The sequence below is a fragment of the Corallococcus sp. NCSPR001 genome, assembly GCF_017309135.1.
Taxonomy (GTDB): domain Bacteria; phylum Myxococcota; class Myxococcia; order Myxococcales; family Myxococcaceae; genus Corallococcus.
The window spans coordinates 9,263,206-9,282,210 of record NZ_JAFIMS010000002.1; the positions used below are offsets into that span (position 1 = coordinate 9,263,206).

19 protein-coding genes are annotated in these 19,005 nt (G+C 71.1%); 10 read left to right on the forward strand and 9 right to left on the reverse strand.

Annotated features, from left to right (window positions below):
- The first annotated feature begins 91 nt into the window (after window positions 1-91).
- Window positions 92-1,279 carry a hypothetical protein gene (locus tag JYJ93_RS39285; RefSeq protein WP_206799950.1) on the forward strand — a complete coding sequence of 396 codons (1,188 nt, stop codon included), beginning with the start codon at window positions 92-94 and terminating at the stop codon, window positions 1,277-1,279.
- A gap of 72 nt (window positions 1,280-1,351) precedes the next feature.
- On the opposite strand, the gene JYJ93_RS39290 is transcribed toward JYJ93_RS39285, so the two are convergent.
- Both JYJ93_RS39290 and JYJ93_RS39295 read right to left on the reverse strand, forming a co-directional pair.
- Window positions 1,352-1,642, reverse strand: a complete 291-nt coding sequence (locus JYJ93_RS39290; RefSeq protein WP_120578238.1) for a hypothetical protein — start codon at window positions 1,640-1,642, stop codon at window positions 1,352-1,354.
- Window positions 1,635-1,877, reverse strand: a complete 243-nt coding sequence (locus JYJ93_RS39295) for a hypothetical protein (RefSeq protein ID WP_206799951.1) — start codon at window positions 1,875-1,877, stop codon at window positions 1,635-1,637. The genes JYJ93_RS39290 and JYJ93_RS39295 overlap by 8 nt, the downstream gene beginning before the upstream one ends.
- A gap of 249 nt (window positions 1,878-2,126) precedes the next feature.
- Here JYJ93_RS39295 and JYJ93_RS39300 point away from each other — a divergent pair, with 249 nt between their 5' ends.
- On the forward strand, window positions 2,127-2,336 hold the full coding sequence (locus tag JYJ93_RS39300) for a hypothetical protein (RefSeq protein WP_120550221.1): 210 nt from the start codon (window positions 2,127-2,129) through the stop codon (window positions 2,334-2,336).
- 48 nt (window positions 2,337-2,384) lie between these two features.
- On the opposite strand, the gene JYJ93_RS39305 is transcribed toward JYJ93_RS39300, so the two are convergent.
- A complete protein-coding gene (locus JYJ93_RS39305) occupies window positions 2,385-3,290 on the reverse strand; it encodes an AEC family transporter (protein WP_206799952.1) in 906 nt (301 codons plus the stop codon).
- A 242-nt stretch (window positions 3,291-3,532) separates the two neighbouring features.
- On the opposite strand from JYJ93_RS39305, the gene JYJ93_RS39310 reads away from it, so the two are divergent.
- On the forward strand, window positions 3,533-4,786 hold the full coding sequence (locus tag JYJ93_RS39310) for an MFS transporter (protein WP_206799953.1): 1,254 nt from the start codon (window positions 3,533-3,535) through the stop codon (window positions 4,784-4,786).
- A gap of 88 nt (window positions 4,787-4,874) precedes the next feature.
- On the opposite strand, the gene traC is transcribed toward JYJ93_RS39310, so the two are convergent.
- Entirely contained in the window at window positions 4,875-6,689 is a 1,815-nt protein-coding gene (gene traC / locus JYJ93_RS39315; protein ID WP_206799954.1) for an outer membrane exchange accessory lipoprotein TraC, read from the reverse strand.
- A gap of 275 nt (window positions 6,690-6,964) precedes the next feature.
- Between traC and JYJ93_RS39320 the strand changes: the two genes are divergently transcribed.
- Both JYJ93_RS39320 and JYJ93_RS39325 read left to right on the forward strand, forming a co-directional pair.
- The gene (locus JYJ93_RS39320) at window positions 6,965-7,201 is read left to right on the forward strand and encodes a hypothetical protein (protein WP_014393541.1); all 237 of its coding nucleotides are present in this window, start codon (window positions 6,965-6,967) and stop codon (window positions 7,199-7,201) included.
- Window positions 7,202-7,310: 109 nt separating this feature from the next.
- Entirely contained in the window at window positions 7,311-8,102 is a 792-nt protein-coding gene (locus JYJ93_RS39325) for an FRG domain-containing protein (RefSeq protein WP_206799955.1), read from the forward strand.
- Here the strand turns inward: JYJ93_RS39325 and JYJ93_RS39330 are convergent.
- The 3 genes from JYJ93_RS39330 to JYJ93_RS39340 are packed head-to-tail and all read right to left on the reverse strand — an operon-like array spanning window position 8,059 to window position 9,569.
- On the reverse strand, window positions 8,059-8,595 hold the full coding sequence (locus JYJ93_RS39330) for a hypothetical protein (protein ID WP_206799956.1): 537 nt from the start codon (window positions 8,593-8,595) through the stop codon (window positions 8,059-8,061). The genes JYJ93_RS39325 and JYJ93_RS39330 overlap by 44 nt on opposite strands.
- 9 nt (window positions 8,596-8,604) lie before the next feature.
- On the reverse strand, window positions 8,605-9,354 hold the full coding sequence (locus JYJ93_RS39335; protein WP_269012961.1) for a hypothetical protein: 750 nt from the start codon (window positions 9,352-9,354) through the stop codon (window positions 8,605-8,607).
- A 44-nt stretch (window positions 9,355-9,398) separates the two neighbouring features.
- The gene (locus JYJ93_RS39340; protein ID WP_206799958.1) at window positions 9,399-9,569 is read right to left on the reverse strand and encodes a hypothetical protein; all 171 of its coding nucleotides are present in this window, start codon (window positions 9,567-9,569) and stop codon (window positions 9,399-9,401) included.
- 195 nt (window positions 9,570-9,764) lie between these two features.
- Here JYJ93_RS39340 and JYJ93_RS39345 point away from each other — a divergent pair, with 195 nt between their 5' ends.
- From JYJ93_RS39345 to JYJ93_RS39360, 4 genes are all read left to right on the forward strand, one after another.
- Window positions 9,765-9,920, forward strand: coding sequence for a hypothetical protein (locus JYJ93_RS39345; protein WP_206799959.1), 156 nt, complete (start codon window positions 9,765-9,767; stop codon window positions 9,918-9,920).
- A gap of 11 nt (window positions 9,921-9,931) precedes the next feature.
- Complete coding sequence (locus JYJ93_RS39350) at window positions 9,932-11,743, forward strand: acyl-CoA dehydrogenase (protein WP_206799960.1); 1,812 nt, start codon at window positions 9,932-9,934, stop codon at window positions 11,741-11,743.
- 1 nt (window position 11,744) lies between these two features.
- Window positions 11,745-12,554 (forward strand): hypothetical protein, encoded by an 810-nt coding sequence (locus tag JYJ93_RS39355; RefSeq protein ID WP_206799961.1) that lies wholly within the window; start codon window positions 11,745-11,747, stop codon window positions 12,552-12,554.
- Between the two features lie 94 nt (window positions 12,555-12,648).
- The gene (locus JYJ93_RS39360) at window positions 12,649-13,479 is read left to right on the forward strand and encodes a hypothetical protein (protein ID WP_242544105.1); all 831 of its coding nucleotides are present in this window, start codon (window positions 12,649-12,651) and stop codon (window positions 13,477-13,479) included.
- A 122-nt stretch (window positions 13,480-13,601) separates the two neighbouring features.
- Here the strand turns inward: JYJ93_RS39360 and JYJ93_RS39365 are convergent, their stop codons facing one another.
- Window positions 13,602-15,821 (reverse strand): M4 family metallopeptidase, encoded by a 2,220-nt coding sequence (locus JYJ93_RS39365; RefSeq protein ID WP_206799962.1) that lies wholly within the window; start codon window positions 15,819-15,821, stop codon window positions 13,602-13,604.
- A gap of 258 nt (window positions 15,822-16,079) precedes the next feature.
- Here JYJ93_RS39365 and JYJ93_RS39370 point away from each other — a divergent pair, with 258 nt between their 5' ends.
- Window positions 16,080-17,276: a DUF1615 domain-containing protein gene (locus JYJ93_RS39370; protein ID WP_206799963.1), complete on the forward strand. Its 1,197-nt coding sequence runs from the start codon at window positions 16,080-16,082 to the stop codon at window positions 17,274-17,276.
- Window positions 17,277-17,294: 18 nt separating this feature from the next.
- Here the strand turns inward: JYJ93_RS39370 and JYJ93_RS39375 are convergent, their stop codons facing one another.
- On the reverse strand, window positions 17,295-18,914 hold the full coding sequence (locus JYJ93_RS39375) for a fibronectin type III domain-containing protein (RefSeq protein ID WP_206799964.1): 1,620 nt from the start codon (window positions 18,912-18,914) through the stop codon (window positions 17,295-17,297).
- Between the last annotated feature and the right edge of the window lie 91 nt (window positions 18,915-19,005).

Genomic DNA, 19,005 nt, shown 5'->3' on the forward strand with positions numbered 1-19,005 from the left:
GTCTTTCCACTGTACGTCGGAAAGCGTAGAGCCGGTCCCCACCTCCCCCCGTTGACGTATCCGTGGGGTGGCTGGGCTAGGGTGGCGCGCCATGGCCGTGTCGAAGAACCGCCCCCCGCAGGATGCCCTGCCGCCCCGCCTGGATGCGCTGCTCGAAGCCTTGATGGACCGCGACTTCGCGACGCGGCTGCGCAAGGTCTACCAGGCGGCCGCCGTCGCCATCGACCGGCTGGGGCACCTGAGCATCGTGAAGTACGAGCCCACCACCGCCGAACCCGACGACGCCGCGGACCTGTCCCTCTGGGAGACGATGGCGCCCGCCATCGGCGAGACGCTGACGGACGTCAACAAGCTGGTGGCCGCCATCCGCGACGCCTTCCCGCCGCCCGCGCGTCCCGCCACGTCCCACGACGGAGGCTGGGCCCCGCCGCCCGCAAGCTCCGACGAGCGCCTGTCGCAAGAGGCGGAGGCCGTGCTGCACGCCAGCGCGGAGCGCCTGTCCAGGCGCTTGCAGGAGCTGGGCGTGCAGATGCGCCGGCCGGAGGTGGTGAGCGACCGCTGGACGCTGATGTCGGAGCTGGCCGCGTCGCGCGCGGACTTCCGCAACCGCATCGGCGACCTCGTGTACCTCACCGCCGCGGCCTTCGCGGACGTGCGCCGCGAGGACGTGGTGCCCGGCTACGCGAACCAGGTGGGCGCGCGCGTGGCCCTGCGCGGCGCCGCGGCGGATTTGCGCCGCTCCCTGCAGGGCCGGCTGGAGCGCGCCGCGAAGGCCACGGACGCGCAGCGGCCCGCGCTGGCGAGGCAGGCCGAGGAGAGCCTGGCCGCGTTCGTGTCCCTGCCCGCGTCGCTCGCGCTGAAGACGCCCACCAAGCGCGAAATCGTCGCGGCGCGAGGCCGGCTGCGCGAAGCGGGCGCGCGGCCCGAGTTGGGGCCGGACGTGCTGCCCGGGCTCGTGGAGCCCTTCCTCGCGCTGCTGGAGGAAGCGATGGAGGAGCTGACCCGCGCGTGGCTCACCGTGCACGACCGCGCGGTGTGGGCCGCGAGCGGGGTCCGGCTGGAGCAGGTGGAGATGCACCTGGAGCTGGGCTCTCCGGGCGCGGCGCGCGTCCTGGAGGAGGCGGTGGCGGCGGCGGGCGCGCTCTCGGGACGCTCGGCGCCCTTCGACGCGTTCCTGCGCAAGGGGCGTCAGGAGGCCTCGGCGGGGCTCAACGAGGCCGGCGCGCGCGACCTGCTCGCCCGCTTCCGCGAGCGGCTGGCCAGTCTGCCGTTCAGCTAGCGAGTCGCGCTTCGACAGGGCCCGAGTGCCTCCGGGCCCTGGAAGCGGACAAGCGGACGACTCTCCGCGGCCTCAGGGCTTCGCGGGCGTGGCCGGCGCGGGCAGCGCGGGGGCGTCCTTCTTCGGAGGCAGGATGCGCAGCTCCTCGAAGCGCTCCGCCAGCGTCTGCGGCGTCAGCTCCTCCTGCCACTGCTTGGGGTTGGTGTTCCACCCGAAGTCGGCCGGCACCTTGCCGCCGCCCTGGCTGGTGTAACCAATCATCTCCGGGAACTGCGCGGACCAACGGCCGCCCGGATCCGGCTCCTTGGTGACGTGCTGCCGGTTGGGGAGGATGAAGGGCTTGGGCTTGGGAGCATCACTCATGCAGCCAAGCCTCTCCGAAAGAGACCTCATTGGGTAGAGCCAAGCAGGGTTCCTGCCGCCTTCGCGCATGGTTCTTGGGAGGCAGCACGCTGGGCCCCAGCTCGAACACCGCCGCGAAGTAGCGCGCCTGCGACTCGCTGCCGTACCGGTAGCGCCGCACGCCCCCCGCGTGCGCCACCTCCACCCGCCAGCCCTTCCGGTCGCACATGACCTTCACTGTGTTCCCTGCACCCATCCCACGCCTCCCCCGTCCCGTTGCTGTCCGAGGGGGTTCGCCATGGAAATCCCGTGCCAGCGTCTACAAGGCGGCCCAGCGGGTTGCGGTGTCGGCGGGTGAGCAATCGGAGCTCGGCCGGTAACCTTTGCAGGCTGCCCCGAGGGGCCGTCTTCTGTGCCTGAAAGGTGGGGCAAGGCGCCATACCGGGTCCTCGCGGAGGGGAGCCGGTCTGCTTGTGTCGGGCAGATCCTGCGTTAACTCAATGGCATGACCCACTTCGAGACCCAGAGCGGAGAGCGGTTCGCGGACTTCGATCTTCCCGAGGGCTGCATGATGTGTGGCGGCGCGGTCTCCATCCGGGCCACGCCCGCCGGTGCCCACGGCTATTGCCCGCACTGCCATGTGCTGTCGCGTCCGCAGATGCGCGTGAAGCCCAACGGCGTCGAGCTCTCCTTCGAGACCACGGCGCTCGCCTGAGGGCGAAAACCTGAAACGACCCACTGACGCCCGTGTGCCGCACGGGCGTCAGTGCACCAGCGACAAGAGCAGCGGCGCGGTGGCGAACGACAGCGGAATGCCCACGCCCACCATCAGCACCGCCAGGTCCGCGTCCAGGTCGTGCTCGGCCGCGAGGATGGCCGCCGTCACCATGGGCGCCATGGCGATTTGAAGCACCGTGGCCTGCTTCACCACCAGCGCCAGCCCGGGCATGAGCATCAGCAGCCCCAGCACCGCCAGCGGCGCGAGCACCAGCTTGTAGGTCAGCCCCAGCGCGAGCGCCGGGACCCGTGGGCCCACTCCCTTCAGCCGCAGCTGGAAGCCCACGACGAACAGCGCCAGCGGCGTGAGCAGGTCACCCAGCCGCTGGAGCACGGACTCCAGCCAGTCCGGGAAGGGGAAGGGGCGCAAGAGCAGCGCCACCACCAGCGCCTGGAACGGGGTGAACCCCAGCACCTTGCGCAGGAGCGTGCGCACGGACAGCTCCGACCGGGCGCTGGCCTTCGCCGCCGTCAGCGTGGCGAGCGTCGCCAGCACCAGGAACGACCCCAGCTGGTCCGCCACCACCGCCACCGGCACGCCTTGGGGGCCCAGGAGCGCGGCGGCCATGGGCAGGCCCACGAAGGCCGTGTTGCCCAGCCCCGCGGTGAGGATGAGCGCCGCCACCGACTGACGCGACAGCCCCAGCCGGGGGCCGAGCAGGCGCATGAAGAGCACCGCTCCGGCGAAGAGCAGCCACGGCGCCGCGGCGGCCACCACCAGCCCGGGCGCGAACTCCAGCCGGTGCATGGCGCGCAGCACCAGCGCCGGCAGCGACACGTTGAGGAGGAAGACGTTGAACGCGGGCGCCGTCCCTTCCGGGAACCGGCCGCTGCGTCGCGCCAACACGCCCAGGACGAGGCACACCCCCAGAAGTCCAATGACCTGCCCCATGCCCGCCTTCGCGTCCCGCCTTCCTGGGTGTGGATTGGCGCGGCAACCTGGAGGAGCCCGGAAGCGATGTCCAGCGCCATGAAGGTGCGCCCGGGAAGTCGCGTTTCGCGCGCGGCTGGAATGCATGCGGCTCCAACCGCCCGCGCGGGCCAGAGGGCGCATGGAAACGGGCGGGGCCCGGGCGCATGCTGACGAGCGCCCCCGGTCAGTCTCACCTCCCCACGTCCGTCGGGCATCCCGCCATGAATCCCGTTGCCACGGTGTTGAGAGCGCTGGGCGGGGGTGGCCTGCCACGGACGTACTGGGTCCTGTGGGTGGGCACCTTCGTGAACCGGCTGGGGTCCTTCGTCGCGCCGTTCCTGGCGCTGTACCTCACGCGCGAGCGCGGCTTCAACGTGGAGCAGGCGGGCTTCATCGTGGCGCTCAACGGCGCGGGCGCGGTGCTGGCGGCGCCCCTGGGGGGCATGCTCGCGGACCGGGTGGGCCGGCGGCTGACGCTCGCGGGGGGCCTGTGGCTGGGGTCGGGGGCCATGCTGCTCATCGGCCACTCGGAGACGCCCGGGCGCATCGCGGTGGCGGCGTTCCTCCTGGGCATCCTGGGGGATTTGTACCGGCCGGCGGTGTCCGCGGCGGTGGCGGACCTGGTGGCGCCCCGGGACCGGGCGCGCGCGTACGGGTTGCTCTACTGGGTCATCAACCTGGGCTTCGCCATCGCGCTGCCGCTGGCGGGCCTGCTCGCGGGGCTGGGCTACCGGCTGCTCTTCATCGCGGACGCGGTGACCACGTTCCTCTACGGCTGCTGCGTCTGGGTGTTCGTGCCGGAGACGCGGCCCCCGGAGGCGCGGGCGGCGCACGCGTCCCACACCCCGCTGGGGGCGGTGCTGACGCCCTTCCGGGACAGCGTGTACCTGGCCTTCTGCCTGCCGGTGTTCGCGCTGGCCCTGCTCTTCCACCAGAGCTTCATGAGCCTGCCGCTGACGCTGACCCAGCAGGGCCTGACGCCCGCCCAGTACGGGCTGGTGATGTCCGTCAACGGCGTGCTCATTGTCGCGCTCCAGCCCTTCGTCGTGCGAGGCGTGGGCCGGGTGCGCCGCTCCACCGCGCTGGCCGTGGCGGGCGTGCTCACCGCCGTGGGCTTCGGGCTGCACGCGCTGCCGGCCACCGTGCCGCTCGCGATGGCGGCCGTGGCGGTGTGGACGCTGGGCGAAATCGTCCACTCACCGGTGGCGCCGTCGGTGGTGGCGGACCTGGCGCCGGCGGAGCTGCGCGGCAGCTACCAGGGCGCGTACCACATGATGTGGGGCCTGGCGTCCAGCGTCGCCCCCGCGCTGGGCGGCGCGATGCTGGGCCACGCGGGCGCCACCGCGCTGTGGGCGGGCTGCTTCTGCGTGGGCCTGGCCGCCGCCGCGTGGCACCTGACCATCGCGGGCGCGCGCAGGCGCCGGGTGGAGACGCTGCGGCTGGAGCGCCCGGAGATGAGCGCCAGCCTGGACTGAGCAAGGCGGCCCGCCCGACCCAGGAGCGGCGCGAGAGGCGGCCTGTTTCGCCGCGACCGCCATCGCGCCGCGAGGCGCGGGCAATGGGCTACTGCCCGACGCCCAGCAGGGCCTCGGGCCGGGTGAGGCCACGCGCGCGGGCCACGGGCTGGAGGATGTCCTGCGGCGGCGCGTCCGCGGTGAGCAGCAGCGCGCGCACGGCGGTCTCCACCACGTCCTCCGCGCCGGGGCGCACCATGCCGCGCCGTGCGTCCTCCACCCGCTTGCCGCGGTACAGGTCGAAGCGCTCCTTCACGTGCTTCGCCACGTCCGCCACGGCCTTGTCGCCCGCGTCCACGCGCAGCTCCAGCTCGTTGCGCAGCTGGACTGGGTCCGCGAGCACGCCGTAGCGGTCATAGCCCTTGTGCGCCAGGTCCTCGTGCAGCACCGCGTAGTCCTGCGTGTTGGGCGCGGGCACCTGCTGCGGCGTCAACAGGTCGCGCATCACCGACGTCACGGTGGCCGTCACGGTGAGCCGGTGCAGTTGCACGTCGTAGACGAAGTCCGAGTACATGGGCTCCTCCACGGTGATGGGCTCGCGGAAGACGGCGTCGCGGTTGCGCTGCACCTCGGAGCGCTGGGTCTCCGCCTTGTCCAGGGCCACCTGCACCGCCCCCTCCAGCACGCGCGCCGCCTTGGCCTTCATCGACATCAGGCCTTCATCCTGGGTGCACTGCCCGGAGCACCGCTCCGGGTCGCACTCGCTGGGCACCTTGCCCGGGCTCTTCGCGTCGCGAGCCTCCTCGCCACACTCCTGGATGGCCGCGCGGCACTCGCGCTTCTCCCGCTCGCGGCAGCGCTCGGCGGCGTCGCGCAGCGTGCCCAGCTCCACCTGGGCCTTGAGGTACTCGCGCAGCACTGCGGCCTGCTTGCGCTCCACGCCCTCCAGGGTGCGCTCCGCCTCCAGCAGCTTCTTCTCGTAGTCGCCGCGCTTGGGGTTGGGCACGGAGCGATTGCCCGCGAGGTAGCGCTGGCTTTTCTGGGACTCCTCCACCGCCTTGAGCGGCAGCACGCGCTCCAGGGACAGGTCCAGCTTCACGCCCACGCGGCCCGGGGGCGCCTCCGTCACGACCTTCAGGGGCAGCTTCGTGGGCAGCGCCGACGCCAGCCGTCCGGCGCTCAGCCGCTGGGCGACGTCGGGGGCCTGGGCGTTGTCCTCCACGGGGGTGGCGACCACCAGGAAGGCCACCTCGTCGCGCAGCCGCTGCCGCACGGACTCCGCGCGCTCGCGGGCGGCGGTGGCGCCCACGCGCTCCTGGTCCGCGCGCACGTAGGCCACGAGCGCGTTGCCCAGCTTGCCGGACTTCTCCAGCGTCTCCGCGCTGGCGAAGAAGCGCTTCGCCCACGCCACCTGCACGGCGTCCACGCCCTTGCGAGCGTTCACGTGGTCCGGCGACACGGCCAGCACCGCGTCCAGCTCCGCGCGGGCGTCCTGGAGCTTCTCCTCCTTGAGCAGCCCCAGGGCCACCTGGACGCGCGCCTCCAGCGTCTGGGCGAGCAGCGCGCGCGCCCCTTCATGGTCGGGGTTCAACTCCAGCACGCGCACCAGCAGCTTGGTGGCGGACGGCAGGTCCCCGGAGGAATGGGCGGCGCCGGCCTCCTGGTACACCTCCTCGCCCCACTCCCTGCGCACCGCGCGCAGCTTCACGGTGATTTCGGAGGCCTCCGGATCCGCGGCCAGGGCGCGCAGGTAGGCGGCCTCCGCTTCCGCCCAGTGGCGTTCCTTCACGGCGCCGTCGCCCTCGCGCACCGCGCGGGAGAAGGCGGAACAGCCGCTGAGCAGCACGAGCGACAACAGGGCCAGGGCGCTCAGCCAGCGGGAGGAATCGCGGGGGGGTCGGGCGGGGGAGCTCACGCGCCGCATTCTCGCGGGAAAGCGCTCCGGGCGTGAAGATTCCGACGGCCTGCCCGGCCGGTTGCTCCGCGTGAAGGCAGACATCCTGGGGGGACGGGCCAGGGACGCCCGACATCATTAGGCTGTTGTGCCTTTTGAATGTGTCGCACCCACACGGTCTTCTGCTGGCAGCGATGAGCCGGGGTGCAAGCGTTCAGTGTCCGGGTGAAGGACGGCCGGGAATGACGCGACGCACCAGTCAGTAGAGGGAATCAGCACCCACGAGGGGGGCTAGAGAGAACCCAATGCCTTGTCCACAGCCGCGTCCCACCAAGTTCCACCTCCCGCTGCGGGCCGATACCTTCTCCATCGAGGAGCACCGCAACGTCCACTGCCGCTTCTACGGCGGCTGCATCGACGTGGCGGTCCGTCAGGACTGGGAGAGCTTCACCTGCGCCAAGTGCCCCCTGTTCCAACAGGACAAGGCACCAGGCGCCAGTTCGTTTGCCTTCACGCAGCCCGCGAACTTCGGGCAGCCGTAGTCGTCCCTGTATCAAGGTCTGTGATTGAACCGGCCGGGCGTCCTGGACGCCCGGTCCCTGCGTTCCAGAAGGACCGGGCCCACCTTGTTAGGCGGCGAGGGGACAGCGGATGCAGGAGCGGCACGTCACATCCTGGTTGGAGCTGCAGGACCTGCTGTTCGCGGGCTCATGGAACGAGCCGCTGGGCCGGTTCCGCACGAGCTTCGTGTTCCGGGGCGTTCCGGACGCGACGCTGGATTTGACGGCGACGTTGAACCGCCAGGGGGCGTTCGTGCGGCAGGAGCGGGACCTGCTGCGGGCCTTCCGCAAGTACGCGCGGGGCGTGCCGGGCACGGAGCGGCTGACGTCCATCTGGGACTGGCTGGCGCTGGCGCAGCATCACGGGATGCCGACGCGGCTGTTGGATTGGACGTTCAGTCCCTACGTGGCGCTGCACTTCATGACGGAGCGCGTGGACCTGCTGGAGCACGACGGCGCGGTCTGGTGCGTGGACTATCACCAGACGAACCAGCAGTTGCCCCGGCCGCTGCGTGAGCAGTTGCGGTTGGAGGGGGCGGACGTGTTCACGGCGGAGATGCTGGCGACGGTGGCGGGGGACCTGGCGACGTTCGACGGGCTGGGAGAGAACCCGTTCGTGTTGTTCTTCGAGCCGCCGTCGCTGGATGCGCGCATCGTGAACCAGTTCGCGCTGTTCTCGGTGATGAACGGGCCGGGGCTGAGCCTGAACGAGTTCCTGGGACATCAGCACCAGGGCGTGCGCCGGCTGGTGGTGCCGGCGAAGCTCAAGTGGGAAATCAGGGACAAGCTCGACCAGGCGAACATCACCGAGCGGGTCCTCTTCCCCGGCCTGGACGGCCTCAGCCGCTGGCTGCGCCGCTACTACGCTCCGCGTCCCCGGTAGGAACCGGAGCCTGTGGCTCCGGCGCGGGCGGTGGGGCCTCCAGCGGAGGCGGCTGCGCATCCGGCGCAGGTGGAGGAGCCGCGAAGGAAGCGTCTCCCGCCGGAGGAGGGGCCTTCGCGAGCACCTCTCCCTGGGGAGTGACCGCATAGGCATCCCAGGCATCAAGCACCCGGATGCGTGGCCCTCCACACCGTCTGAAGTCCTGGTGTACCGCGACGAAATAGAGGCCCTGGGTGGCTCCGGTGAAGACAGCGACCGCCAGGCCCTGCTCCGGGCTGGAACAGCCCTGGAACAACGTGGGGTCGGGGTTCGTGCGGATGAACTCCCGTATCGCGCCAGCGGCGGCCACCGCGGCCCCGGCCTCCATGGGCTGTCCCACGAGCGTGGCGGACGTCTCGTCGGGCCACTCGATGGGCGTCGCCCACGCCTTCGGCTTCGCGGCACATCCCGCGAGCACCGCGATGCATCCTGCCGCCACAACCCTGCCCCTCATCGATGCTCCCTATTCACGCAGCAGCCGCAACGACCCATTCGTGCACCGGGGCACCGCCCCCAGGTGGCTCTGTGTCGGAGAGCAGGTGCCCAGGAGAATCCACATTCGCCGCCGTTCACTCCATTGTTCGACCTCGCCCGTGGGAAAATAGCGCAGGTAGACCCGGGAGCCGTCCATGCGCTCCGCGACCAGGGCGGAGGCCATCTCGATTGCCACGTTCTTGAAGAGGGCGGGCGCGGGATTGCCAGGGACGAGGCGAACCACCGCCATGGCCGTCAGCGGATCAATCGCATCCGTAGGCCAGGCCATGAGGTCCACCGACGAGGGAGGGCTGCCACACGGATGATTGTGGATGAACCCGACCACCCAGACCTGCGAGGCCGGGTTGTCCGCATCCTGGACCTGCTGAGGCGCGGAGCAGCGACTGTGGCTTCCGCGAACCGGCTCGGACACGCGCCAGGACAAGGCCTCTCGCCCGCCCGCGACATAGACGGTCGCGCAGTACTCCGTGGACAACCCCTGGATGGGCCGCAGCGTCGCGGGGTCGCACGTTCGAGCACCTGGACGCTTGAGGAAGGCGTCCGCCACATCCCGTATCAGGCCGATGGGGATGGAGTTGTCCCCTGCGGGCATCTCGACCGCGGGCACTTCCGCCCAGGGGCCGCGACCGGTCTTCGCGTCCGCGAACGAGGTGGGAGCAGGCGCCGAGGCAGCGCACCCCACCAGAAACCCCAGCCATGACAGCAGCGCGAATCGCACGGTGCGGCATCCTCGCATCCACGCGAGGAAAGCACCTCACGCTTTCACGCGTGCAGGGGCTCGCGACGTGATGCCGCGCGCTCCGCGTCCTCCCTGGCCCACCGCGCGTCGTCCTCGCGCGCGTTCTTGTGCGCGAGCAATCCCCCCACGATGACCCCACCTATCACCAGCATCATCACCAGGATTCCCACCACCAACGCGCCGACGATGAGCATCTGAACCACCTCCACCTCCAACGGTGCGTCGCGCCCGCCCCTCCCGCAGGCCCGGGCCGACACGCCCTGCGGGACCTTGTCTCCCTGTCCGCCCCTAACCCGCGTCCGCGACCCCGGGGCCCCCCGCCTGGCAATGGACAGACATGGGACGCACCTTTGCCAGAGAGCCGCGACACCCCACATGGAGGTGCGCCAATGCCAGACACCACCGGCATCCAACGCCCCAGCCCCCCAACCCCTCCCTGGAAGCCCAAGCCCCCGCCCGCCCCGCGCCCGGACGCCGCGCCCCCCGCGTCCGGAGGTGAGCGCCCGCCGCACGACGACTTCGACGACCCCATCGCGTCCTGGTAGGGAACCAGGGCATGAGCGTGCCCCGCCCCAACCCCCTGCTGTCGGATCGCGACGTGGACTTCCAGCTCTACGAGGCGCTGGACACCGCCGCCCTCTGCGCGCTACCCGCCTTCCAGGAGCACTCGCGCGACACCTTCGCGCTCCTGCTGGACAGCACCCGCCGCTTCGCCCGCGAGGTGCTCGCCCCCACCTACCGGCCCATGGACGCCGCCCCGCCCGTCTTCGAGCACGGCCGCGTGCGCGTCCACCCGGCCATGCGCTCGCTCTACGCCGGCATGGTCGACCTGGGCCTGCTCACCGCCACCCGCCCTCCCGACGTCGGCGGCCAGCAGCTCCCGCTCACCGTGCACGCCGTGGCCAGCGCCTACCTCATGGCCGCCAACCTCAGCGCCTATGGCTACCTGGGCCTCACGATTGGCGCCGCGCACCTGCTGGAGGTCTTCGGCACGCCCTTCCTGCGCGAGACCTTCATGGCCCGGCTGTACCGCGGCGAGTGGACCGGCACCATGGCCCTCACCGAGCCCCAGGCCGGCAGCAGCCTCGCGGACGTGAAGACGCGCGCCACGCCCGCGCCGGACGGCTCCTACCGGCTCCAGGGCTCGAAGATCTTCATCAGCGGCGGCGACCAGGACTTCACCGACAACGTCGTGCACCTCACCCTCGCCCGCATCGAGGGCGCGGAGGGCGGCACGCGCGGCGTGTCCCTCTTCGCCGTGCCCGCGAAGAGGCCCCAGGGGGACACCTTCGTCCCCAACGACGTCCAGGTGGCCGGCGTCATCCACAAGATTGGCTGGCGCGGCCTGCCCAGCCTCGTCCTCAACTTCGGCGAAGCCCAGGACTGTCACGGCTGGCTCGTGGGCCAGCCCGGACGCGGGCTCGCGTGCATGTTCCAGATGATGAACGAGGCGCGCATCATGGTGGGCCTCAACGGCGTCTCCACCGCCGCCGTCGCCTACCAGGAGTCGCTCGCCTACGCGCGAGAGCGCCCCCAGGGACGCCCCGCCGGCCTCCGCGACACCACGCGCGCCCAGTCCCCCATCATCGAGCACGCGGACGTGCGGCGCATGCTGCTGCGCCAGAAGGCCATCGTGGAGGGCGGCCTCGCGCTGCTGCTCACCACCTCCACGCAGGCGGACCTCTCCCACCACGCCCCGGATGAAGCCACGCGCAAGCGCGCGCAGTTGCTGTTGGACCTGCTCACGCCCATCGCCAAGACGTTCCCCGCGGAGAGGGGCTTCGAATCCAACGCGCTCGCGCTCCAGATCCACGGCGGCTACGGCTACTCCAGCGAGTACCTCCCGGAGGCGTGGCTGCGCGACCAGAAGCTCAACAGCATCCACGAGGGCACCACCGGCATCCAGGGCCTGGACCTGCTCGGCCGCAAGGCGGTGGCGGAGGGCGGCGCCGCGCTCCAGGCGCTCGACGAGGAGGTGCGCGCCACCACCGCCCGCGCCCGCGCGGCGGGCGTGGAGCCCGCGTGGAGCGAGGCCCTGGAGGACGCGCTCCAGCAGGCCGCGTCCCTCACGCTGGAGCTGGGCGCGCGCGGCATGGCGGGCGAAGTGGACGTGATGCTCCGCCACAGCACGGACTTCCTGGAGCTCTTCAGCGTGGTGGCCGTGGCGTGGCGCTGGCTCGCGCAGGCAGCCGCCGCGAAGGAGGGCCTCTCTCGCGCGCCCTCGCCGGAGGACACCGCCTTCTACGAGGGGAAGCTCGCCACCGCGCAGTACTGGTTCGCGGTGGAGGTGCCGCGCGTGCCGCTGCTCGCCCACCTGTGCCGCACGGGCGAGGACTCCTACGCGCGCATGCGCCCGGACTGGTTCTGACATGTCCGTCTCCTTCCACCTGTGCCAGCCCGGCGCGGGCGCGTCATGCGGCGCCTGCTGCGGCCTCTACAACTTCCGGGACCACTCGCGCGCGGCGCTGACCCGCAGGCTCACCACGCAGACGGAGCGGCTCTCCCGCACGCCCCACACGCCCGAGGCCTACGCCGAGGCCGCGCGAGAGCTCACCGCGAACCGGAACGCCCCCGCGCTCTTCCCCATCGTGCGGGTGTGTCCCCTGCTGGGCTTCCTGGACGCGGAGCACCAGCGCGTGGGCTGCCTGGGCCACCCGCTGGTGACGGGAGGCACGGACCTGCGCGACTGCGGCGTCTACCGCGCCACCATCTGTGAGACGTTCACCTGTCCGTCCTTCGGCTGGCTCACCGACGCCCAGGCGCGCCTGGTCCAGGCCGCGTGCGCGGACTGGTACCTGTACGGGCTCGTCATCACCGACGTGGAGTTCGTGCGCGGCTGCCTGAAGCTCCTCGAGTGGGAGCTGGGAGGCCCCGCGTCCCCGGACCGCCTGCGCGAGTGCCCCGAGTCGCTCGCCGCCGTGCGCCGCCTCTTCGCCCTGAAGGAGACGGCGCCCGGCCGCGACGGACAGGCCACCGTGTTCGGCCGCTTCATCCATGACGCGGAAGGTGAACCCACCCCGCGCTCGCTCGACTACGCGGCGCTGGGCACGCGCGCCGCCCCCGAGGACGACGTGGTGCTGTGCCTGGGCTACACGCCCTCGGACGCGGCGGAGCTGCTCGCCGCCAGGGCGCTGGTGCGCGAGCACGTGCGCGCCGTGGCCGCCACGTTCCCCGCATAGGCCTCCGCCATCCAGAAGCCAACACCCCGCCGCACGTTGGACGCTTGCAACGGCAGGGGGTCGTCCGCAGGTTCGCCTGCGGGAGGGTTGGCGGATGGGTGGACGTTGGATGTGGTTGGGGATGGTGGGGCTGTGCTCGCTCGCTTCCGGCTGTCAGCAGCATGACACCGTGGACGCGGTGCCAACGGCCCCGGCGACGATGCAGTCCCGGGACTCCGCGAGCGGCGGACTGCTGGTGCCGGCCACGCCCGCGCTGGCGCAAAACACGGTGGACGGCGACCGCGCCCCCAGCGGCGACGCGCTGCCCACGGCGAACGCGCGGGTGCCTCCAGACACGGCGCCGCCTCCGCCCGGTGCCCGGCCGCTGCCAGGCCCCCGCGTCAATGAACCCGCGCAGGGCACCACGGCGCGGGCTCCGGCCCGCCAGGACACCCAGGCGAACCCGAATGCCCCACAGGCGAATGCGCAGCAGCGGCCCCCGCAGGCCGCCCCGGCGAACGCGAACGCCCGGCGGCAGGCCCAGGCCACCCCGGACGGCGCGCCCGTAACGCAGGCGCCCGCCGAGGGCCGCGTGATGATTGGCGCCCAGGCCGTGCAGGCCAGTGACGACGAGTCCTGGTACGAGGGCGCGGCCAAGGCGGCGCAGGCGGCGGTGACGGACACCTCCGCCAACCGTCCGCTGGAGCAGGTCATCATCGCGTCCAGCACGGTGAGCGGCCGGGTGACGCGCGTGGGCAGGAACACCCTGCACGTGCGCGACGGTGAAGGCACCGTCTACGAGCTCCAGCTCGACCAGCGCAGCCGCGGCCTGCGCCAGGGCCAGCGCGTGCCCCTCAAGGAAATCCAGGAGGGCACCCCGGTGCGCGCCCAGTTCGTCCTCATGGGCGGCCGCACCGTCGCGCGCGACGTGCAGGTGCGGCGCTAGCCCGCTCGCTCCTTCCAACACCTGAAACGACGACACCCGGGAAGCCTTGAGGGCTCCCCGGGTGCCTGTCTTCGTCCCGCGCTCCCTTCACGCGAAGGGAGCCGGGATGGATGCGGATGCGACTACCAGCTCGCCTTGAGCGTCACGCCCGAGTAGGCGCTGTAGCCGCGGATCTTCACGTAGTACTTGCCCGCGGTCGCCTTGGTGATGGTGCACGTCTCCGCGTTGCCGGACTTGTAGGGACGGCAGTCGTAGGACGTGGTCGTCGGCGAGGAGCCGAACTTCACGTGCAGGTCGCCGTCACCCGTACCGCCGGAGGTGGCGATGGTGACCGTCTTGTTCGCCGGCACGTCCACGGTGATCCACTCGTTGGTGAACGAGCCGGAGGCGCCGGAGATGCCCGTCACCGGGACGTTGTTCTGCAGCACGTTGCCGCCGCTGCCACCGCCGGTGGTGTAGGAGCCCTTCAGCGACACGCCCGAGTACGTGGCGTAGGCGTTCAGCATCACGTAGTAGGTGCCCGCCTGGATGTTGGTGATGGTGCACGTCTCCGAGTTGCCACCGGCGTACGGACGGCAGTCGTAGGTGGACGCGTCCGGCACCGAGCCGAACTTCACGTACAGGTCCGCGTCACCCGTGCCACCGGAGATGGTGAACGTCAGGGCCGTGGCGCCCGAGGGGACCACCAGCGAGAAGTACTTGTTGTTGCCCGTGGAGTCGGCCACGGTCACCGCCGTGCCGTTGGTCAGCGGGGTGGAGGTCGGGGGCGTCACAGTGCCACCCACGCCCACCGCTTCCCAGGCGGCCTTCACCGCGTCCTGCGTGGCCTGGTCGTAGCCCAGGTCCGCGGCGGCCTGGATGGTCCAGGTCTTGGCCTGCGCGAACGTCGTGCCCGCCGTGTAGATGTCGGTGTTGGCCTTGTACCAGATGCGGCCGGCCTTCTCGACGCCGATGGCCGGCACGACGATGCTGCTGCGGCCGCGCGGGTGCGTGCCACCCTTGGAGAGCAGCGCGAACGCCAGGTTCGGCACGCCAGAGCTGTAGTGCACGTCCGTGCCGGACGTCACGTTGGCCGCCCAGTCCTTGGACGCGCCGTCCTTCGCCGGGTCGTCCATGTAGCGGAGCGCGTCGTTCGCCGTGCCCGGCGTCCAGACGTCCTCGCCCACCATCCAGATGTCCGCCGCGGTGCTCCACGTGCCGGAGGCCCAGCTCTCGCAGATGGCGCCGAACGTGTCGGACATCGCCTCGTTGAGGCCGCCGGACTGGCCGGAGTACGTGAGGTTGGACTCGTACTCCGTCACGGCGTGGGTCAGCTCGTGGACGGTGACGTCCGCGTCCTTGCCCAGCTCGATGGAGTTCACGCCGTCGCCGTCGCCGTACACCATCTGGGTGCCGTCCCAGTAGGCGTTCACGTAGTTGCGGCTGTAGTGCACCGTGCTGATGAGCGCCGTGCCCGCGTTGTTCAGCGAGTCGCGGTTGAACAGCGTCTTGTAGCAGTTGTAGGTGTAGCCCAGCATGTCGTAGTTCATGTCGACATGCGAGTCACCGGTGGCCGCGCCGCCCTCGCTGCGCTTGAGCGTGCCCGGGGTGCTGGTGCCGTTGTTCGCGCTGTAGACCTTGCGGTTGAGCGCGGAGTGGATCTGCGGGGCGCGCAGCACGACGGAGCCGTCCTGGGCGCTCACGTAGACGCGGTCGCGCAGCGGCATCAGGTCGTTCTCACCCGTCACCGTCACTTCGTACGCCAGGCGCAGCGCGCCTTCCTCGGTGCGCACGTACACCAGGCGGGGAGCACCCTGGGCCTCCAGGCCCGTGCCCACCGTCGCGCTCAGCGCGGCCTCGCGCGCGGAAGCGGCCGCGATGCGCGGCAGCGCCGACACGTTCAGGCCGTCGCGCGCGGAGCCGTTGGCGCGGAACACCGTGCCGTCCGGACGCACGTGCACCACCAGCTCACCGCCGACGACCTCCAGGCCGTTCTTCGTCTGCGTGAAGCGCAGGTGCTGGTTGCCCTGCTCGTCGGTGCTCGACTTGCGCAGCACCATGTCGTCCGCGTTCAGCCGGAACGCCGGGGCCACGCCCGCGATGGCCTGGCGGCTCGCGTCCAGCGTGTTCAGCGTCCACTCCACCCGGCCCAGCTCGCCCCGGATGCTGTCCGGGATGCCGTCCGCGTGCACGCCGAGCACCTGCGCGCCGTTGAGCGCGTTCAGCGTGCTCTGGATGTCCTCGCCCGACCGCCCCTGCTCAGGCGCCTGGGCCTCGTCACCCGTGGAACCCTGCGTACCGCACGCCGTCAGAGCCACGCCGAGCCAGGCCGCGCCAATCGTCTTCAACAGTCGATGAGCCAACGCGATACCTCCATGAAGAAACAGCGGGATGATACGTGACACACTTGAAATCATCAGAGCAACTACTTTTTGGCGAAAGTACGTTTAGCTACTTTCGCCAGCCCGTCCGACCAAGCAGAGAAAGCCTGAATTGCTGTTCTGTAAAATTTCAACGACTTTGCAGCTCTTCACCGGCTCTCCCGAGGGAACGGACCTGTCCCCGGGATGTCTCAAAAAATGTTTCATGAGACGGGCGGAAGGATGAATCAGGGGGCTGACATGACGCGGGGCGCCGGGCGCCGGTGGACTGGAGGGCTGTGCGTGGGGGTGCTGCTGGCGCTCACGGCCTGCGCGTCCCGCGCGCCGGTGGTGACGCAGGTGCCCGCGCCGCCCACGTTGTCGGTGGCGCAGGTGGCGCGACTGCTGCCCGCGAAGGTGAAGGGGGCGGAGCGCGAGGGCTGGGCGGGCGACGTGCTGGCGGCCCTGGACGCGGAGTCGATCCCCGCCGCGGCACCGGAGGTGTGTCAGGTGCTGGCCATCATCGAGCAGGAGTCCGGCTTCCAGGCGGACCCCGCGGTGCCGGGGCTGCCCAAGATGGTGCGTCAGAAGCTGGACGGCACGGCGGGACGGCTGGGTCCCCTGGGGCGGCGGCTCCTGGCGGACGTCCTGGCGGCGCAGCCGAAGGGGGCGAAGCGCACCTTCGGGGCGCGGCTGGACACCCTGCGCACGGAGCGGGACCTGGACCGGCTCTTCCGGGACATGCTGGCGTACTACGAAGAGGAGTACCCGGCGGCGTACGCGGCCGCGGACCTGGCCAGCTCGCTGTTCGGTCCGTCCTCGTTCGCGGGGCAGAACCCCGTCACCACCGCGGGCTCCATGCAGGTCAGCGTGCGCTACGCGGTGGAGAAGGCGGGCCCGGACGCGGATCCGGTGGCGGTGCGCGAGTCGCTCTACACGCGCGCGGGCGGCGTGCGCTACGGCACCGCCCGGCTCCTGGGCTTCGAGGCCGCGTACGACGCACCGCTCTACCGCTTCGCGGACTACAACAGCGGCGTCTACAGCTCGCGCAACGCGGCGCTCCAGGCCCAGGTCAGTCGGCTCACCGGGGTCGCCCTGGCGACCGACGGCGACCTCCAGTTGTATGACAAGGACGGTGAGCCGCGCGGCGAGGACAGCCAGAGCCTCAAGGCGCTGCTCCTCTTCCGTCAGCGCTACGCGCCGGACCTGAGCGAGCGCCGGGTGCGCCGGGACGTGAAGGAGGAGAAGACGGCGGACTTCGAGAAGACGGACACGTACCTGGCGGTGAAGCGCGTGTACGCGAACCGCACGGGCCAGGCGCCCGCCTACGCCCAACTGCCCCAGGTGACGCTCAAGAGCGTGAAGCTGAGCGGGCAGCGCTCCACCGCGTGGTTCGCGAAGTCGGTGGACGCCCGCTACCAGCAGTGCATGGCCCGCCACCGCCAGCCTGCGCGGTAGCGGGCCGCCACGCCGGGGCTACGGCGTGGTGAAGACGGCGCTGAACGTGTCCGCGGTGACGGTGGGCAGCAGCTCCGCGGTGACGTACGGGGCACGCGAGGGCTCGTAGTTCGGCGAGCCGTCCGCCGCCACGCGCACATAGTAGGTCGTCCCGGGCAGCAGCAGGCCCGGCGGCAGGCGGACCTGGGTCCGGTCGCCGGGCACGTAGAAGCGGAACGTCGGGTTGGCCACCGTGTAGGTGCCAATCAGCTGGATGACGGACACGGTGTAGTGCCGGGGCGTGCCCATGACGGGGGCCCGCCAGTCGATGACGGGCTGGTTGGAGCCCACGACGCGCGACACATAGGCATCCACGCCGTCGATGCGCAGGTCCCGCGGCGGCGAAAGGGAGGGCTGGAGGGGACCGGCGATGAGGCGGTCCAGCCGGTCGGTGACGAAGATGTTGCCGCTGGGGTAGTGGATCCGGCTCCCCACGGTGACGGACGTCGCGGACCGGAACGCATAGCCGGCGGTGCCCACCACGCCCCAGTTGGACGGATAGGGATTGCCGTAGGCGAGCCGGCTCGCGATGACGCCAGTCTCGCCGCGCGGCAGCCACATGTTGAAGAGCTCTCCCTGGTAGCCCACCCAGCCGTGCTGGTAGCCGAACGGCGCGGGCACCAGTGACAGCGAGGGATTGCTGAGGATGCCGCTGGGGTTCGCGTCCGAGCTCCAACGGGCGAACTCGCTCAGGCGCCATTCCATGGAGAACGGCGTCTGCGTCACGGGCGCCAACGTGGCCGTCAGCGGCAGCGAGGTGGTGCCGTCCGGCGTGAACGAGAACGACGGCAGGTGCGCGCTGCTCACCACGGACTGGTACGCCAGCGTCCCGCCGCTCGGCAGCGTGCCGGCCTGCACGGAGTTGAGCTGGTTCACGTAGATGCGGTCGCCCTTCGACGCATCCAGGACAGGCGCTCCGTAGCCGGTGCTGAAGCTCGCGGAGGCGTCCGGTTCGACGATGGACGTGTCACCGGTCTGGGCCTCCAGAAACATCGTGCTGTAGAGGTTCACGTCCGCGCTGATGAGCTGCACGGTGGTGCCCGGCTCGGAGATGGACGTGTAGTTCTGCCAGGGATCCAGGTTGAAGAGCTCCGCCGACACAGGGTTCCCGGTGACAGGCACATAGACGGCGTCCGGCCGGCCGATGCGGTTGACGCCCAGGTCGAAGTGGCGCTCGCGCGTCAGGAAGTAGTGCCGGTTCGAGCGCAGGAAGTACTCGCCGTCCGGAACGTTGTCGAAGCGCATGCCCCCGGCCACCGGCGTGCCGGTGTACCGGTCGAAGTCGACGCCGTTGGGGACCAATATCTCCAGGTCGCTGCCGGCCAGGTTCTGGGGAACGACCGTCACCCCGGCGGCGGAGTGGAACCGCGTGTCCGCCGTCACCAGCACGGACGTGCCCGTGTCCACCGGGCCGGTGCCCGCATCGGGCTCACCACAGCCCGGCGGCATGTCCTCGTTGATGATGACCGCCGTCCCCTCGCGGGGGTCCGTGGCGATTTCGGGAGGGTTCACCTCCTCGGAGGGAGGCACGGCATCCCCGCAGCCCAGCCAGGCCGCGCAGGTGGGGACGAGCAACAACGACAGACGTCGCAAGGACATGATGGGCCTTCGTGACAGGCAATGGCAATAACCGTCCGGTCCCGGCCCAAACCAGACGCTGCCTTCTATACGCGAAGCGTCTGATTTCCTG

Coding starts and splice junctions, on each gene's coding strand:
- JYJ93_RS39285 (WP_206799950.1), top strand. CDS start 92: ATGGCCGTGTCGAAGAACCGCCCCCCGCAGGATGCCCTGCCGCCCCGC.
- JYJ93_RS39290 (WP_120578238.1), bottom strand. CDS start 1,642: ATGAGTGATGCTCCCAAGCCCAAGCCCTTCATCCTCCCCAACCGGCAG.
- JYJ93_RS39295 (WP_206799951.1), bottom strand. CDS start 1,877: ATGGGTGCAGGGAACACAGTGAAGGTCATGTGCGACCGGAAGGGCTGG.
- JYJ93_RS39300 (WP_120550221.1), top strand. CDS start 2,127: ATGACCCACTTCGAGACCCAGAGCGGAGAGCGGTTCGCGGACTTCGAT.
- JYJ93_RS39305 (WP_206799952.1), bottom strand. CDS start 3,290: ATGGGGCAGGTCATTGGACTTCTGGGGGTGTGCCTCGTCCTGGGCGTG.
- JYJ93_RS39310 (WP_206799953.1), top strand. CDS start 3,533: ATGAATCCCGTTGCCACGGTGTTGAGAGCGCTGGGCGGGGGTGGCCTG.
- traC (WP_206799954.1), bottom strand. CDS start 6,689: ATGCGGCGCGTGAGCTCCCCCGCCCGACCCCCCCGCGATTCCTCCCGC.
- JYJ93_RS39320 (WP_014393541.1), top strand. CDS start 6,965: ATGCCTTGTCCACAGCCGCGTCCCACCAAGTTCCACCTCCCGCTGCGG.
- JYJ93_RS39325 (WP_206799955.1), top strand. CDS start 7,311: ATGCAGGAGCGGCACGTCACATCCTGGTTGGAGCTGCAGGACCTGCTG.
- JYJ93_RS39330 (WP_206799956.1), bottom strand. CDS start 8,595: ATGAGGGGCAGGGTTGTGGCGGCAGGATGCATCGCGGTGCTCGCGGGA.
- JYJ93_RS39340 (WP_206799958.1), bottom strand. CDS start 9,569: ATGCTCATCGTCGGCGCGTTGGTGGTGGGAATCCTGGTGATGATGCTG.
- JYJ93_RS39345 (WP_206799959.1), top strand. CDS start 9,765: ATGCCAGACACCACCGGCATCCAACGCCCCAGCCCCCCAACCCCTCCC.
- JYJ93_RS39350 (WP_206799960.1), top strand. CDS start 9,932: ATGAGCGTGCCCCGCCCCAACCCCCTGCTGTCGGATCGCGACGTGGAC.
- JYJ93_RS39355 (WP_206799961.1), top strand. CDS start 11,745: ATGTCCGTCTCCTTCCACCTGTGCCAGCCCGGCGCGGGCGCGTCATGC.
- JYJ93_RS39360 (WP_242544105.1), top strand. CDS start 12,649: ATGGGTGGACGTTGGATGTGGTTGGGGATGGTGGGGCTGTGCTCGCTC.
- JYJ93_RS39370 (WP_206799963.1), top strand. CDS start 16,080: ATGACGCGGGGCGCCGGGCGCCGGTGGACTGGAGGGCTGTGCGTGGGG.
- JYJ93_RS39375 (WP_206799964.1), bottom strand. CDS start 18,914: ATGTCCTTGCGACGTCTGTCGTTGTTGCTCGTCCCCACCTGCGCGGCC.